Raw genomic sequence first — 15,803 nt, 5'->3', positions numbered from 1 at the left:
CAGGCCGAGGTTCCAACGAAGCTCGCAGCTGCTAGAAGTCGATGCGCATGACGGTGCGGCGGACGGTGGGGCGGGTGAGCTGTTGGAAGCCGGCTTCTTCGAAGGCTTGGTGGGGGCCTACGTGGAGTTCGCCCCAGGTGATCTGTTTGCCTGCTTGGGTGACCATCGGGTAGGCCTCGAGGGCGCGGGCGCCGCGGGTGCGGGCGTGGTCGATGGTGGCGCGGGCGAGCAGATAGGTGAGGCCGCGGCCGCGAAAGCCCTTGCGTACGACCATGCAGGTGACCGACCAGACGCCGTCGTCGTCCTTGTCCTCGGATCGGTCCGTCCACGGGATGCGGGAGGTGCGGAGTTTCGGGTACGCCGTCCGTGGCTCGACCGCGACCCAGCCGGCTGGTTCGCCGTCGACGTACCCGACCAAGCCGCTCGTCGTCGGCGCGCCGGGGTCGCCGCAGGCGGTCTGGTCCTGGAGCATCGCGGTGCGTTCCTCCAGGGTGGAGTCGCGCCAGATCCAGCCGCGGATCTTGAACCGCTGGCATTGGCACTGCCCCGCGTCGGCGGTCCCGAAGATCGCCTGGAGGTCCGCCCAGGACGCCTCGTTCGCGGGTACGGCGGTCAACTGCTCCGCCTCGATCGGTCTCATGATCGGCAGGTTAGCCCTGATTCCGGACGCTCTACTTCCGGAACAGCACCTCCGAGAGCCGATCAGCGAAGTCCGCCGGGAACCCGTGTGCCACACCCGGCAACCACTCCACCGACACCCCGAACCCGCGCAATTGCTCACCGGCCTCCTCCACGACCTCTCGCAGATCGTCGTCGGTCCCCATCAACACGACCGCCGGCTGCAGTACACCGTGTGCCTCTGCCGGCAGTTGGCGCAGTGCCGGAGCCAGTACGACGACACCGGCAACGGACCGGGGTTGGGCGGTGAGAGCCCAGTCGAGGGCGACCCGACCACCTGCGGAGAAGCCTGCGGCGATGAGAGGCACGGACCGCAGTTCTGTTGGTAGGTGAGTGAGTGCCCGGGCGACGTCGTCACGAGACCGCTCTGGGTCGGGCCAGGTCCGGTACCTAGGTGACATGAGTTGAGACGACTCCACACAGAGCAGCGCGTACCCGAGCGACGTCACACTCGCCCAGTCGCGTGCTGCATGCGTAGCCCGCTGCCCGGCTCCATGGAGAGCGACCACCACGCCCCGCACCTCACCGGTCGGCAGTTGAAGGACAGGCTCCGCAGTCTCTGAACGTGAAGCTGCACGGCCCGCGCGAGAGGAGTCCAGGAGGTCGGCGAAGCCCGGAAGGCTCTGCAGGCTGGCCAGGTCGTCGTCCTCGGTGAGCAGGGTGTCGTCCCACCAGGCACCAGTGGTGGCGGCGGACTGGAGCGCGGCCAGGGCCTGGTCCGGCTGACCGAGTACGGCGAGGAGGCAGGCGCGAGTGTGAGTCAGTTCGGCCAGCCAGGGGAGGAGGGAGTCGTCACTTTGGTCCAGTACGGCGAGGGCCTCCTCGTAAGCACCCTGCTCGTACAAGGACGTGACGCGGTCGGACAGGGCGTCGTACTCGGTCTCAGCAATTTCCACCGGGTTAGCGTAGGGGCATGCACAGGAGTCGAGTGTCCACATTTCTGATTGACGTACGGCGGGACGAGGTCGACAACGCGGTCGGATTCTGGGCGAGTGCGCTGGGCGTGAAGACGTCCACGCCGCCGGGGGAGCCGCAGTTCACCACGCTCCACGACGCGGTGCCGGGATACGCGACAGCAGTGCAGTCGGTGGACGACGAGCCGCGCTACCACCTGGACATCGAGACCGACGACGTCGACGCCGAGGTCGCGCGGCTGGTCGGGCTCGGTGCGGTCGAGGAGTCGAGCTGGCAGGGCTGTCACACCCTCCGGGCACCAGGCGGCCACCTCCTGTGCGTCATCCCGGTGCACAGCACCCCGGAGTACTTCGCCGCCAACGCAACCACCTGGGAAGGCTAGAGAGCGTCGGCGCGGGACTGTAGGTAGCGCTGTTCGGGGATGCTGTCGGTGCGGCGAGCGGCCTGCTGGTAGGCAGCGCGGGCGGCGTCGAGGTCGCCGGAAAGCTCCAGAAGATGGGCACGTACGGCGGCCAGCCGGTGATGGTCCTTCAACGCCGGATCGATGTCGTCGAGGAGAGCTAGACCGCGTGCGGGTCCGTGGACCATGGCGACGGCGACGATGCGGTTGAGGGTGACCATCGGCCCGGGCGCAGTCGACTCGAGGAGTTCGTACAGCATCAGGATCTGCCGCCAGTCGGTGTCCTCGGCCTGCCCGGCCTCATCGTGTACGGCGGCGATCGCGGCCTGCAACTGATACGGCCCGATCGGTGCCGTGCGCAACGTCGCCGCGATCAACTCGGTGCCCTCGGCAATCGCCTCGGCATCCCACAACGACCGGTCCTGCTCGGGTAACGGCACCAGCGCGCCGTCGGCCGTCGTACGAGCGGGCCGTCGCGCGTCCGTGAGCAGCATCAAGGCCAGCAGCCCGGCGACCTCGCCGTCGGCCGGCAACTGCGCGCGCAACTGCCGGGTCAACCGGATCGCCTCTGCGCTCAGCTCGACCCGATGCAGTGACGAACCCGACGACGCGGTGTACCCCTCGTTGAAGATCAGATACAGCACATGCAGAACCGCGGCCAGCCGCGACGGCAGCTCCGCGTCCGGCGGCATCGCGAAGCGGGCACCGTGCAGCTTCGCCTTCGCCCGGCTGATCCGCTGCCCGATCGTTGCCTCCGGCACCAGAAACGCCCGGGCGATCTCACCGGTGGTCAGCCCGCCGACCGCCCGCAGGGTCAGCGCGACCTGTGACTGCGGCGTCAGCGCCGGATGACAGCACAGCATCAGCAAGGTCAGCGAATCGTCGACCGACGACGGCTCCGGCGCAGGCTCAGCGGCGACCGCCGACTCCCGCCGTACCCGGGCCGCCTCACTCCGCAGTACCTCGATCCGCCGCCGCGACGCGACCGTGATCAGCCAGCTGCGCGGATTGTCCGGTACGCCGTCCGCCGGCCACTGCTGCGCCGCCGCCAGCAGAGCCTCCTGTACGGCGTCCTCGCACGCGTCGAAATCGCCGTACCGCCGGACCAGCGGACCGAGCACCTGCGGAGCGAGCTCGCGGAGCAGCTCCTCGACCATCACATCAGCGCACCGAGGTCCCGGACCGGACGGATCTCGACGATGCTGAACGGCGCCTCCGGGATCTGCGGAACGATCTCGACCGCGCGCTCCATGCTCTCGCAGTCGAGCAGGTAGAACCCGGCCAGCTGCTCCTTCACCTCGGCGAACGGCCCGTCGGTCGTCAGCACCCGGCCGTCCCGGATCCGCACCTGCTTGGTTGCCTCCGGATCGTCGAGCGACTCCGACGCGACCAGCTCGCCCCGGGCGGCCAGGGCCTCGTGCAGCGCCGTGTAGCCGGCCATCCCCTCCCGCTTCTGCTCCTCGCTCAGCGAGTCCCAGACCTTGCGGGACTCCGGATTGCCGTAGATCAGTACCAGGAACTTCACCAGCACTCCTCCCGTTCTGGTCAGCGTAAAGCAGCTCAAGGATCACCCTTGGATATCGATCGGGTCACCGGTTCATCGCGGGCATAGCGGGAACCGGCCAGGGGCGTTCTGGTATCAGGGGAAGACCGGGGCATGCCCCGGTGTGGCCGGGCGTAAACCTGTCGGCAGCCCCAAGTACAGTTGCGGTCGGGTATCCAGGGTGAGAGAGGGAGGGGTCGCGTGCCGGACTTGGAAGTGTCCGACCGGGTACTGACAATCCCGAACGCGCTCAGCTTCCTCCGGTTGCTGGGGGTGCCGCTCTTCCTGTGGCTGATTCTCGGTCCGCAGGAGGACGGCTGGGCGATCCTGGTGCTGGCCATCTCCGGGTTCACCGACTGGGCCGACGGCCAGATCGCCCGCCGGATGAACCAGACCACCCGGCTCGGCCAGATGCTCGACCCGGTCGCGGACCGGCTCTACATCTTCGCCACCGTGCTCGGCCTGGCGTTGCGCGACATCATCCCCTGGTGGCTCGCGATCGCGCTGCCGTTGCGCGACCTGCTGCTGACCTTCACGCTGCCCGCGCTGCACCGCCGCGGCTTCAACGCGCTGCCGGTGCACTTCCTCGGCAAGTCGGCCACCTTCTGCCTGCTGTACGCGTTCCCGCTGCTCCTGCTCGGTGACGGCGACAGCACTCTCAACCTGCTCGCGCGGGTGTTCGGCTGGGCGTTCGCGATCTGGGGGACCGGGCTGTACTACTGGGCCGGCGCCCTCTACTTCGCCCAGTTGCGCCACCTCGTCCAGACGGTGAAACCGATCAACGACCCGGCCGGGTAGACCCGTGACTCAGTCTGCGCCCCCGAAGTCTGGGCCCTCGACGGAAGGCCCACCCAAGCCGCGCCGTGTCGACGCGTCGATGTCGCTGCTGAACAACCTGATGGCCCACCCGCTCGACGAGGGGTACGCCGTCGCCGCCCGGACGCGGCCGAAGCAGGACAAGCCGGCCCGCAGGCGGCACCGGGTGATGCTGGTGGCGGCGACCCTCGTGCTCGGCTTCCTGCTCGCCGTCGCGGCCTCGCAGAACTATCGCAGCGCACCCGAGGCGGAGAAGCAGCGCAAAGAGCTGATCACCCGCATCAACCAGGCCGACACCCGGCTGAGCACCATGCGCACCCAGCAGACCCAACTAGCAGACGAGGTACGGCGCTTGCAGGCCAGCGGACTGAGCAACACCAGCTCGGGTGCCGCGCTGCAGCAGCAGTTGGACGCCCTGGAACTGCAGACCGGCGCCATCGCCGTCACCGGACCCGGGATCAAGGCCGTGGTCGACGACGCGAAGGACGCCGACAAGGAAGGGCGCCTGCTCGACGTCGACCTGCAGCAGCTGGTCAACGGCCTGTGGACGGCCGGCGCGGAGGCGATCTCGGTGAACGGCCACCGGCTCACCTCGATGACCGCGATCCGCGGCGCCGGCAGTGCGATCACGGTCGACTACAGCTCGCTCACGCCGCCGTACACGGTGCACGCGATCGGGGACACCGCGACGATGCCGGCCCGGTTCGCACAGAGCTCGGGCGGTCAGTGGGTGCAGTACCTGGTCAGCAACTTCGGTGTCCGGATGACGATCACGACGGAGGAATCCTTGCTGGTGCCCGCCGATGCGACCATCGCGTTGCGTTACGCAAAGGTCGGTCCAAGATGATCGCCGTACTCGGACTGGTGATCGGTGTCGTGATCGGCCTGCTGGTCGCACCCGACGTGCCGGAGTGGGCCCAGCCGTACCTGCCGATCGCGGTGGTGGCGGCGCTGGACGCGGTGTTCGGGGCGTTGCGCGCGTTCCTGGACGGGATCTTCGACGACAAGGTGTTCGTCGTCTCGTTCATCTCCAACGTGCTGATTGCGGCGCTGATCGTCTACCTGGGCGACCAGCTCGGCGTCGGCTCCCAGCTGTCCACCGGCGTCGTCGTCGTCCTGGGCATCCGGATCTTCACCAACATGGCCGCCATCCGCCGGCACGTCTTCAGGGCCTGACATGAGCGACGACAAACCCGACGACCCCGGTACGACGCCCGGCCCCGAGCCGACCGCGTCACCCGGCCCGAAACCGGCCGCGACACCTGACCCGAAACCGGCCGCGACACCTGACCCGAAACCGGCCGCGTCACGCGCCCCCGAGCCGGCCGAGACGCCCGACGCCAAGCCGGCCGCGACGCCGGGGTCGAAGCCGGCCGCGACGCCTGAGCCCAAGCCGGCCGCGACGCCGGCGGCGGCCGGGGCGGAGCGGGTCGAGGCGCAGCTTCCGGCCGAGCCGACGCCGATGCCGCAGCCGAAGAAGACGCGGTCGCCGAACCTGGCGCTGCGCCGGCTCAAGGCCGGGTTCAAACCGTCCCGCGGCCAGGCGATCGTGGCCGTCGTACTCGCACTGGTCGCCTGTATGGCGGTCGTCCAGGTCCGGGTCAACCGGGCCGACGACGGCTACCAGAACGCCCGCCGCGAGGACCTGATCGCGATCCTCGACGGCCTCGGCCAGAACACCCGCCGGCTGGAGAGCGAGATCACCGAGCTGGAGGAGCGGAAGAACTCGCTGTCGTCCAGCGCGGACAAGGCACAGACCGCCCGCGAGCAGGCCGAGGCGCAGGTCCGGGTGCTCGGCATCCTGGCCGGCACCCTGCCCGCGCAGGGACCGGGGGTGCGGATCACGCTGAACGACCCGGAGAGCAAGATGACGTCGAGCAACCTGCTGGACGCGATCGAGGAGCTGCGCGACGCCGGTGCCGAGGCGATCCAGGTCAACGGTTCGGTCCGGGTGGTGGCCAGTACCGACTTCGTCGACGACGCCCCCGGGATCCGGATCGACGGTCAGAAGCTCAACTCGCCGTACGTGATCGAGGCGATCGGGGAGTCGCACAACCTGGCCGAGGCGGCCAACTTCCCCGGCGGCCTGGTCAGCGAGGTGACCGGCCCTCAGGTGGGTGGAACCGCCGAGGTGAACGAGCTCGAGCAGGTCCAGATCACCGCCTTGCACGCGCCCGAGGAGCATCGTTACGCTCGCCCGGCGCCCAGCCCGACCAAGTAACCCCAGCCAGACCCGAGTAACACAAGCTGTGCCCCGACCAACTAGCTGTGCTTTGAGCGAAAGAGGACGAAGGTGTACCCCGAAGACCTGAAGTACACGGCCGAGCACGAGTGGGTGAAGGCCGGCGACGGCCCGGTGCGGGTCGGCATCACCGACTTCGCGCAGGACGCGCTCGGCGACATCGTGTACGTGCAACTGCCCGAGGTCGGCAGCAAAGTGCGGGCCGGCGACGCCTGCGGCGAACTGGAGTCGACCAAGAGCGTGAGCGACCTGTTCGCGCCGGTGAACGGCACCGTGACCGCGGTGAACGAGTCGCTCGCCGACCAGCCGGACCTGGTCAACACCGACCCGTACGGCGAGGGCTGGCTGCTCGACATCGACGTCGAGGACGCCGAGGAGGTCGAGGCGCTGATGGACGCCGAGACCTACCAGGGCCAGCTCGACCAGAGCTGACCCGCACCGGGCCTGCCGGGCCTGCGGCACCGACCGTAACCGGGTTGGCCGCAACTGATAGGTTGGCCGGACCTCAACCGCTGGTAGAGGGTTGAGGTCTGCGGTTCTGAGTCCACACTTGTTCACACGGGGTCTATCAAAAACGTCGCCGGACCGCCGGCGATCGGGAGGATCACAGCATGCCGTTCTGCAACCAGTGCGGGCACGAGAACTCCGAGGGCAGCCGGTTCTGCTCGCAGTGCGGAGCGATGCTCCCTGGCGCGGACCGCCCGGCGGCGACCCCGGCGACGCCCGGTGTCACCGACACCGCGATGCTCACCCCGATCGGCGTCGAGCCGGAGCCGGAGCGCACCGGTGAGCCGCTCTCGGCCGACGACGAGGCCGCGGTCGGCGCACTGCCGGCCGGATCCGCCCTGCTGATCGTCCAGCGCGGCCCGAACGCGGGCAGCCGGTTCCTGCTCGACGTCGACGTGGTCACCGCCGGTCGCCACCCGGACAGCGACATCTTCCTCGACGACGTGACCGTGTCCCGCCGGCACGCGGAGTTCCGCCGGGACGCGTACGGCGTCAAGGTGCGCGACGTGGGCAGCCTGAACGGCACCTACGTGAACCGCGACCGGATCGACGAGGTCCAGCTGAGCAACGGCGACGAGGTCCAGATCGGCAAGTACCGCCTCGTGTACTACGCCAGTGGCCAAGCCTGAGCCCTCCGTCGAAGGCCGCGGCATCGGCGAGGTGCTGCAGCTCCTGCAGGCCGAGTTCACCGACGTCACCATCTCCAAGATCCGGTTCCTCGAGGCCGAGGGACTGGTGGCGCCGGCCCGGACCGCGTCGGGCTACCGCAAGTTCAGTGCCGCCGACGTCGAGCGGCTGCGGTACGTGCTGACCGCGCAACGTGACCAGTACCTGCCGCTGAAGATCATCAAGGAACACCTGGCCGCGATGGACCGCGGCCTGCGCCCGTCGGCCGGCGGCCCGCCGGTGGCCCCGAGTTCGTTGCCGGAGCCACCCGGTCTGCCGGTCGCCGAGGACTTCGGTGCCTACGGCACCCGGCTCGAGCTGACCCGGGACGAGCTGCGGGCCGCGGCGGACATCCCGGCCGAGTTGCTCGACCAGGTGGAGAACCACGGGCTGGTGGTGGCCCGTGGCAACCACTACGACGGGGACGCGCTGCTGGTCGCGAAGCTGGCCGGCGAGTTCGCCCGGTACGGCATCGAGCCACGCCACCTGCGCCCCTTCCGTACGGCGGCCGACCGCGAGGCCGGCCTGATCGAGCAGGTCACCGGCCCCCGCCGTACCGAACAGACCGAGGAACTCGCCGCCCTCGCCGTCCGCCTGCACGCCGCCCTGGTCCGCTCCCGCCTACCTCGCTAACCCCCGATCCGAAGGGATAACCCCCCGGGTCGGGGGTTGCCCCCTCGGATTCTGAGTGGGCAACCCCCGATCTGAGGGGGCAACCATGAGGTGGGGCGCACCCGCGGGCCTGCCCGGGGCCGGCCTGCGGAGTAGGCTGAAGGGGTGCGCGAAGTCGACGTGGTCGGAGTCCGGGTTGAGATGCCCTCGAGTCAGCCGATCGTGCTGCTCCGGGAGGTCGGCGGCGAGCGGTATCTGCCGATCTGGATCGGCGCGGCCGAGGCGAGTGCGATCGCTTTCGCCCAGCAGGGGATGGAGCCGCCCAGGCCGCTGACACACGACCTGTTCGCCGAGACCATCCGCGTGCTCGGGCACACGCTCAGCCAGGTCCGGATCGTGAACCTGACCAACGGGGTGTTCGAGGCGATCCTGGTGTTCGACGACAAGACCGAGATCTCCGCGCGGCCGTCGGACTCGATCGCGCTGGCGCTGCGCACCGGGACCCCGGTGTTCTGCACCGAGGAGATCCTGGCCGAGGCCGGCATCCCGGTCCCGGACAGCGAGACGGCCGAAACCGACGAGGTGGAGGAGGAAGAAGAGGTCGAGCGGTTCCGCGAGTTCCTCGACCAGGTGACTCCGGAAGACTTCGACAAGAGCTGACGCCCGGACCTCGCGCCCGGGCAGATTTGAACGGTCTGGTACAAGGCACGGCAGGTAACGATTGAGGTCGGGATTGCGACACGCTCTCGGGTGAGGGCTGTGATCGTTGACCCTCCCTGATCGGCGGCTTACCTTGAAGGAGTTGTGGGGTGTTGTCACTCCACGGATGTGACCCGTTCCAGTCGGTACCCAGGGAGGCTCAGGCGTGACACGCACCGGCGACACGGATCTGACGGCGCAGTCGACGTCCGAAGCGCACGCCGAGGCGGCCGCTACCGCCGGCGTCCAGGGCCTGCTTTTCGACGACGACCTGCGGCCGATGCCGGAGGACGTCGGGTTCCGCGGTCCGACGGCATGTGCCGCGGCCGGGATCACCTACCGTCAGCTCGACTACTGGGCCCGGACCGGCCTGGTCTCCCCGTCCGTCCGCCCGGCGACCGGGTCGGGGACGCAACGGTTGTACGGCTTCCGCGATGTTCTGTTGCTGAAAGTGATCAAGCGGCTGCTCGACGCCGGGATCTCGCTGCAGCAGATCCGGACCGCGATCGCTCATCTGAGCAAGCGCGGCATCGACGACCTGACCCAGATCACCTTGATGAGCGACGGCGCCTCGGTCTACATGTGCACCTCGCCGGACGAGGTGATCGACCTGCTGGCCGGCGGCCAGGGCGTGTTCGGCATCGCTCTCGGCGGCGTCTGGCGCGAGGTCGAGGGCTCCCTGTCCGAGCTCCCCACCGAGCGCGCCGACGGTCACGACGACGGCGACCACCACGCGAACGACGAGCTCGCCGCGCGCCGTCGCGCCCGGATGACCGGCTGACACCCACGCATCACACTGTGCGCCCACTCACCGCCGAATCAGTGCGCGGTGTGTGGGCGACTTTGTTGCTGCCCCCGAGCCTGCTGCCCGAACTGTTCGAGGATTCCTGGTAGCCTCGGGACAGCCGTACACAGCACTCGGGAGAGACCCGTTTGACCGGGCGCCGAAGGGGCAATTCCTCCCCGGAACCTCTCAGGCCCATGGACCGAGTGCCACAGGCGACTCTGGAGCGTGCGCTGCGTGACAGAGGGGGAGGCGACCGGTAGCACTGTCAGCAACGGAGCCTCTCGATGACCACCGAACCGCAAATCTCCGCCACGTTCGCCGACCGACACATCGGGCCGCGCCCGGACGAGGTCGCGCGAATGGTCCAGCTACTCGGGTACGACGACGTCGACGCGCTGGTGGATGCCGCCGTCCCCGCGTCGATCCGGTCCGCCGAGGCGCTCCGGCTGCCCGACCCGGCCTCCGAGGTGGACGCGCTGCACGAGCTCCGCCAGCTCGCCGCCCGCAACGACGTCGCCACCTCGATGATCGGCCAGGGGTACTACGGCACCTTCACCCCGTCCGTCATCGTTCGCCGCCTGGTCGAGAACCCGGCCTGGTACACGGCCTACACGCCATACCAGCCGGAGATCTCTCAGGGCCGGCTCGAGGCGTTGCTGAACTTCCAGACCGTCGTCTCCGACCTGACCGGCCTGCCGACCGCCAACGCGTCGCTGCTCGACGAGGGCACCGCGGCCGCCGAGGCGATGACGCTGGCCCACCGGTCGAACAAGAAGAGCAAGTCGGACCGGTTCCTGGTCGACGCGGACTGCTTCGCCCAGACCATCGCGGTGGTCCAGACCAGGGCCGAGGCACTCGGTATCGAGGTCGTGGTCGCCGACACCACCGACGGTCTGCCCGAGGGCGACTTCTTCGGCTTCCTGGTGCAGTACCCGGGCTCCGGTGGCGTGGTCCGCGACCTCGAGCCGCTGATCGCCGCCGCGCACGAGCGCGACACCCTGGTCGCGGTCGCGTCGGACCTGCTCGCGCTGACGTTGCTCGAGGCACCGGGTGAGGCCGGTGCCGACATCGTCATCGGGTCGTCGCAGCGCTTCGGCGTACCGCTGTTCTACGGCGGTCCGCACGCCGGCTTCATGTCCGTCCGCACCGGCCTCGAGCGGTCGTTGCCGGGTCGCCTCGTCGGTGTCTCGGTGGATGCCGACGGCTCCCCGGCGTACCGGCTGGCGCTGCAGACCCGCGAGCAGCACATCCGGCGCGAGAAGGCGACCTCCAACATCTGTACGGCGCAGGTCCTGCTCGCCGTGGTCGCGTCGATGTACGCCGTCTACCACGGACCGGACGGACTGAAGGCGATCGCCGAACGCGTCCACGACTACGCCGGCAAGCTGGCCGCCTCTCTGCGTGACGGTGGCGTCGAGGTTGTCCACGACAACTTCTTCGACACCGTGCTCGCCCGCATCCCGGGTCGTGCCGCGGACGTCGTCGACGCCGCCCGGCAGAACGGCGTCTGGCTCCGCCTCGTCGACGCGGACCACGTCGGCATCTCCTGCGACGAGAAGACCGACGCCCACGCCCTCCGCTCGGTCTGCGACGCCTTCGACCTCCGGTACGACGGTTCAATCGGTACGACGGCATTGCCCGAGGCGGTCCGTCGTACGTCGGACTACCTGACTCACCCGGTGTTCAACACGCACCGGTCGGAGACCGCGATGCTGCGGTACCTGCGCAAGCTGTCCGACAAGGACTACGCGCTGGACCGCGGCATGATCCCGCTCGGCTCCTGCACGATGAAGCTGAACGCGACCACCGAGATGGAGCCGGTCACCTGGCCGGAGTTCGCCGACCTGCACCCGTTCGCGCCGATCGAGGACGCGGCCGGATACGTGAAGCTGATCGGTCAGCTGGAGCGCTGGCTGGCCGAGGTGACCGGGTACGCGAAGGTGTCGATCCAGCCGAACGCCGGCTCGCAGGGTGAGCTGGCCGGCCTGCTCGCGATCCGGGGCTACCACCGGGCCCAGGGCGACGAGGACCGCAACGTCTGCCTGATCCCGGCCAGTGCGCACGGCACCAACGCCGCCTCCGCGGTGATGGCCGGGATGAAGGTTGTCGTTGTCAAGGGCAACGACGACGGCACGATCGACCTGGACGACCTGCGCGCGAAGGCGTCCGAGCACGCCGCCAAGCTGGCCGCGATCATGATCACCTACCCGTCCACGCACGGCGTGTACGAGGAAAGCGTCACCGAGGTCTGCCGGATCGTCCACGACCACGGCGGCCAGGTGTACGTCGACGGCGCGAACCTGAACGCATTGCTCGGGCTGGCCAGGCCCGGTGAGTTCGGCGGCGACGTCAGCCACCTGAACCTGCACAAGACGTTCTGCATCCCGCACGGCGGTGGCGGTCCCGGTGTCGGACCGGTGGCGGTGGCTGCGCACCTGGCGCCGTACCTGCCGAACCACCCGCTGCTGGACCAGGCTGGGCCGGAGTCCGGGGTCGGCCCGATCAGCGCCGCGCCGTTCGGGTCGGCCGGTGTGCTGGCGATCTCGTGGGCGTACATCCGGATGATGGGTGCCGAGGGTCTGACCGCCGCGACCAAGGCCGCCGTACTGACGGCCAACTATGTGGCGAAGCGGCTCGAGGGCGCCTTCCCGGTGCTGTACACCGGCGAGAACGGCTTGGTCGCGCACGAGTGCATCCTCGACCTGCGGCCGATGACGAAGGAGACCGGGATCAGCGTCGACGACGTCGCGAAGCGGCTGATCGACTACGGCTTCCACGCGCCGACGATGTCGTTCCCGGTGGCCGGCACGCTGATGGTCGAACCGACGGAATCGGAGGATCTCGGTGAGCTGGACCGGTTCTGCGACGCGATGATCGCGATCCGGCACGAGATCGACCGGGTCGCGGCGGGGGAGTGGCCGGCCGCGGACAACCCGCTGGTGAACGCGCCGCACACCGCCGAGTCGGTGATCAACGACAAGTGGGAGCACGCCTACACTCGCGAGGAGGCCGCGTTCCCGCGCTCGGTCGACCGCGCGTCGAAGTACTGGCCGCCGGTCCGCCGGATCGACGGCGCCTACGGTGACCGCAACCTCATCTGCTCCTGCCCAGCCCCGGAGGCCTTTGAGTGACTTCAGTTCGACCTGACACCGCCGACGCTCTGTACGCCGAGATCGCGGCGGCGCAGAGCGAATGGAAGTTGCCGTCGGTGAACGCCGGGGTGGTCCGGGACGGTTCGCTGGTGTGGACCGGGTCGCGCGGGCAGTTCGCCACGGCGGACGGTGGTGCGCCCGGTCCGGACGTGCAGTACCGGATCGGGTCGATCACGAAGACGCTGACCGCTGTTCTGGTGCTGCAGTGCCGCGACGACGGGTTGCTCTCGCTGAACGATGCCGTGGGCAAGCATCTGCCCGGGATCGCGTTCGGGGACAGGACGATCCGGCACCTGCTCGCGCACTCCGGCGGCATGAACGCCGAGCCGGAAGGCCCTTGGTGGGAACGCAACCCTGGGGTCTCGTTCGAGCAGCTGACCGCGGCAATGGACGAGTCGCAGGCCGCCGGTCCGGCCGATCGCCGGCACCACTACTCGAACCTCGGCTACGGGTTGCTCGGCGAGATCGTCGCCCGGTTGCGCGGTGCGTCCTGGCTCGACCTCGTGCAGGATCGCATTCTCGACCCGTTGGAGATGCGGCGTACGACGTACTTCCCATCGGGCGCCGCCGCGGAAGGTTTCTCGGTGCATCCGTTCAGCGGGCAGCTCGTCGCTGAGCCGGCGTACGACTCGGGTGCGATGGCGCCGGCCGGGCAACTCTGGAGCACGATCGAGGACCTGGCGAAGTACGCGGTGTTCTGGATCGATCCGGTGTACGAGGTGCTCAGCCGGGACACGGTCGAGGAGATGGCGGCCCCGTCGGCCGCTGATCCACGTGAGGGACTGACCGCGTCGTACGGGCTCGGCCTCCGGCTGATCGCCGACGACCCGTGCCTCCTGATCGGCCATACCGGCTCGATGCCCGGCTTCCTGGCCGGCCTCTTCGTCGATCGCGTTCGCCGCATCGGCGCCGTGACCCTGGGCAACGCGACCTACGGCAAGGTCGCATCGCTACCGCCGGACCTTCTCCGCATCCTGGTCGCGCACGAGCCGGTCGTCGCGCAGGAGTGGGTGCCGGAGCCGACGCTCGACCAGGGCGAAGACCTCCTCGGCCACTGGTATTGGGGAAACTCGCCGGTGACGATGAGTGTCTCCGGCGGCATCCTGCAACTGACCGGCGCCTTGACCTCCCGCTTCTCGCCACTCGGTCCCGACCTCTACCAGGGCCGCGACGGCTATTTCGCCGGCGAGAAGCTACGTGTGGTGCGCGAAGGCATCGCCATCACGCACCTGAACCTCGCGACCTTCGTTCTCACGCGCGAGCCGTACGGCCTCTGACTCCGAAGGGTCACCGGCTGGCCGAGGTCCCCCGAACCGGCGCCGGGAGCGCGAGCACCGCCGCGGGTTCCGTCGCCCGCTGCGGTGGGTGAGTCCCAGGAATGGCTCGGTCGGGACCGGCGGCGCCCGCATACCAACGCCCTCAACTCGGCATGAGCGCGCGGATCGCGGCAGATGAGTGCGGTTGGGATACGCGTAGCCGATGGCGGGGGCGGATGATCACCGCGAACAGGGATACATGGCGCCTGCGCGGGGGCCGAACGGCGGAGGTCCCGTGGAAACTTTGCCGACCGCCTGTCGGATCCACCGGACGCCGTTCGTAGCGTAAGTAGAGGCGGACAGCGGGTCCGCTCGAGCCGAAGGAGCAGAAATGCCCGAGTACCTCATCTACTTCAACCAACAGTGGGTGGGCGACCACACCGAGGAGTGGTTCGGCGGGCGCGGGCCACTCGCCAGGGCGGTCGTGGACGAGATGAAGGCTGCCGGCGTTTACGTCTTCGCCGGGGGGCTGGAGGAGGAGGACGGCCCGGTCTACAGCGCCGACCCCACCAGTGGCGACGTATTGATCACCGACGGACCATACGTCGAGACCAAGGAGTATCTGGGCGGGTTCGCTCTCGTGGACGTGGCCGATGACGAGGCCGCCAAGATGTGGGCGGGCAAGGTCGCGGAGGCATGCGGTTGGCCGCATGAGGTTCGCCGCTTCAAGCCGCGGCCTCGGGCCGAGTGACTCCATCGCCGTGCTCGGTCCAGACGGTGAGGAACATCAGCGCGGCTCTCTTACGTGCTGTACGGACCACCACCAGCAGTACCTCGCGAAGAAACCTCGTTCGGGTACCAGTGCCATGCCAGTACCGGGCGTGCGCTTCGCCGAGAGCGCCTGACGCCTGATGGTCGACCGCGACCTCATCGTGGAACGGCAGCCGTTCCACGATGAGGTCGCGGAATGCTCGGAACTCGATCCCTCCTGGACGGTTTGATCGGCAGCCAATGCCTCGCCCGCTCACCGGCATGACAGCGCGGATCGCGGCAAGGTCGCCACCCACCTGAAGCGTCGCTAGGCTGTGGCGCGCTGCATTGAGTAGATCAGGGGTAGATCACCCGGCTGCTTACCGGGAGGGCGCGAGTTCGATCCTCGCCTCCAGGTCTGGTTGAGAGAACGGGGGTGTCTTGTGCCGGACGAGGCAGGGGTGACGGCGTCTCCCGCTTACGCGGTGGGGCAGTTGCGGCGTCGACGGTCTGGCGGCGGTCATGGAGGGCCGCCGCTTCGACGGCACCGGCCGGTCCGTTTCCGGTGGACGACGGCTACTCGGCTGGACCGTCGACCCCCACTGGGCAGTGGCTCCTCGGTCGGAGCGCGAGTAGGCATCGCCGGAGTTCTTGCCTGACGTCGGCCCCTTGCCAGTCCTGAGGCCTTCCACGCGCTGCCCGCCGGATTGGGGAGAGAAGTTACGGGTGGTGAGGGTGGGGCGGGAGATCGGCCACGTGAAGCTCGCCACATTCGTAGTG

At 69.0% G+C, this 15,803-nt stretch carries 17 protein-coding genes and 1 riboswitch; of the genes, 13 read left to right on the top strand and 4 right to left on the bottom strand.

Features of this window, described 5'->3' with window-relative positions; all coding sequences use genetic code 11:
- Window positions 1-31 precede the first annotated feature (31 nt).
- A complete protein-coding gene (locus tag V9K99_RS18065) occupies window positions 32-640 on the bottom strand; it encodes a GNAT family N-acetyltransferase (protein WP_336999669.1) in 609 nt (202 codons plus the stop codon).
- A gap of 31 nt (window positions 641-671) precedes the next feature.
- Window positions 672-1,574: an alpha/beta hydrolase gene (locus tag V9K99_RS18060; protein ID WP_336999671.1), complete on the bottom strand. Its 903-nt coding sequence runs from the start codon at window positions 1,572-1,574 to the stop codon at window positions 672-674.
- A gap of 32 nt (window positions 1,575-1,606) precedes the next feature.
- Between V9K99_RS18060 and V9K99_RS18055 the strand changes: the two genes are divergently transcribed.
- Window positions 1,607-1,975: a VOC family protein gene (locus V9K99_RS18055; protein ID WP_336999673.1), complete on the top strand. Its 369-nt coding sequence runs from the start codon at window positions 1,607-1,609 to the stop codon at window positions 1,973-1,975.
- Here V9K99_RS18055 and V9K99_RS18050 read toward each other — a convergent pair.
- Complete coding sequence (locus V9K99_RS18050) at window positions 1,972-3,150, bottom strand: RNA polymerase sigma factor (RefSeq protein ID WP_336999676.1); 1,179 nt, start codon at window positions 3,148-3,150, stop codon at window positions 1,972-1,974. The genes V9K99_RS18055 and V9K99_RS18050 overlap by 4 nt on opposite strands.
- Window positions 3,150-3,518 (bottom strand): YciI family protein, encoded by a 369-nt coding sequence (locus V9K99_RS18045; RefSeq protein ID WP_336999678.1) that lies wholly within the window; start codon window positions 3,516-3,518, stop codon window positions 3,150-3,152. Before V9K99_RS18045 ends, V9K99_RS18050 begins: the two co-directional genes overlap by 1 nt.
- Before the next feature lie 219 nt (window positions 3,519-3,737).
- On the opposite strand from V9K99_RS18045, the gene V9K99_RS18040 reads away from it, so the two are divergent.
- From V9K99_RS18040 to V9K99_RS17985, 12 genes are all read left to right on the top strand, one after another.
- The gene (locus V9K99_RS18040; RefSeq protein WP_336999680.1) at window positions 3,738-4,334 is read left to right on the top strand and encodes a CDP-alcohol phosphatidyltransferase family protein; all 597 of its coding nucleotides are present in this window, start codon (window positions 3,738-3,740) and stop codon (window positions 4,332-4,334) included.
- 79 nt (window positions 4,335-4,413) lie between these two features.
- A complete protein-coding gene (locus V9K99_RS18035; RefSeq protein WP_336999682.1) occupies window positions 4,414-5,199 on the top strand; it encodes a DUF881 domain-containing protein in 786 nt (261 codons plus the stop codon).
- Window positions 5,196-5,528, top strand: coding sequence for a small basic family protein (locus V9K99_RS18030; protein WP_132211858.1), 333 nt, complete (start codon window positions 5,196-5,198; stop codon window positions 5,526-5,528). The genes V9K99_RS18035 and V9K99_RS18030 overlap by 4 nt, the downstream gene beginning before the upstream one ends.
- A gap of 1 nt (window position 5,529) precedes the next feature.
- Window positions 5,530-6,573, top strand: a complete 1,044-nt coding sequence (locus tag V9K99_RS18025; protein ID WP_336999687.1) for a DUF881 domain-containing protein — start codon at window positions 5,530-5,532, stop codon at window positions 6,571-6,573.
- Between the two features lie 72 nt (window positions 6,574-6,645).
- Complete coding sequence (gcvH, locus tag V9K99_RS18020; protein WP_336999689.1) at window positions 6,646-7,026, top strand: glycine cleavage system protein GcvH; 381 nt, start codon at window positions 6,646-6,648, stop codon at window positions 7,024-7,026.
- Window positions 7,027-7,205: 179 nt separating this feature from the next.
- Window positions 7,206-7,730 carry an FHA domain-containing protein gene (locus V9K99_RS18015; protein WP_336999691.1) on the top strand — a complete coding sequence of 175 codons (525 nt, stop codon included), beginning with the start codon at window positions 7,206-7,208 and terminating at the stop codon, window positions 7,728-7,730.
- A complete protein-coding gene (gene ftsR / locus V9K99_RS18010; protein WP_336999693.1) occupies window positions 7,717-8,400 on the top strand; it encodes a transcriptional regulator FtsR in 684 nt (227 codons plus the stop codon). The genes V9K99_RS18015 and ftsR overlap by 14 nt, the downstream gene beginning before the upstream one ends.
- 144 nt (window positions 8,401-8,544) lie before the next feature.
- A complete protein-coding gene (locus tag V9K99_RS18005) occupies window positions 8,545-9,039 on the top strand; it encodes a bifunctional nuclease family protein (RefSeq protein WP_336999696.1) in 495 nt (164 codons plus the stop codon).
- 205 nt (window positions 9,040-9,244) lie between these two features.
- Window positions 9,245-9,859 carry a MerR family transcriptional regulator gene (locus V9K99_RS18000; protein ID WP_442914690.1) on the top strand — a complete coding sequence of 205 codons (615 nt, stop codon included), beginning with the start codon at window positions 9,245-9,247 and terminating at the stop codon, window positions 9,857-9,859.
- Between the two features lie 128 nt (window positions 9,860-9,987).
- A riboswitch (glycine riboswitch) is annotated at window positions 9,988-10,077 on the top strand.
- A gap of 72 nt (window positions 10,078-10,149) precedes the next feature.
- Window positions 10,150-12,996: an aminomethyl-transferring glycine dehydrogenase gene (gene gcvP, locus V9K99_RS17995; protein WP_336999698.1), complete on the top strand. Its 2,847-nt coding sequence runs from the start codon at window positions 10,150-10,152 to the stop codon at window positions 12,994-12,996.
- On the top strand, window positions 12,993-14,294 hold the full coding sequence (locus tag V9K99_RS17990; protein WP_336999700.1) for a serine hydrolase domain-containing protein: 1,302 nt from the start codon (window positions 12,993-12,995) through the stop codon (window positions 14,292-14,294). The genes gcvP and V9K99_RS17990 overlap by 4 nt, the downstream gene beginning before the upstream one ends.
- A 370-nt stretch (window positions 14,295-14,664) precedes the next feature.
- Complete coding sequence (locus V9K99_RS17985) at window positions 14,665-15,024, top strand: YciI family protein (protein ID WP_336999702.1); 360 nt, start codon at window positions 14,665-14,667, stop codon at window positions 15,022-15,024.
- Window positions 15,025-15,803: the final 779 nt, after the last annotated feature.

Origin of the sequence: Kribbella sp. CCNWLW201 (assembly GCF_037203805.1) — a bacterium.
Classification (GTDB): Bacteria; Actinomycetota; Actinomycetes; order Propionibacteriales; family Kribbellaceae; genus Kribbella.
Note: the sequence above shows the minus strand (reverse complement) of the source record. Positions and strands in the feature narration are given on the sequence as shown.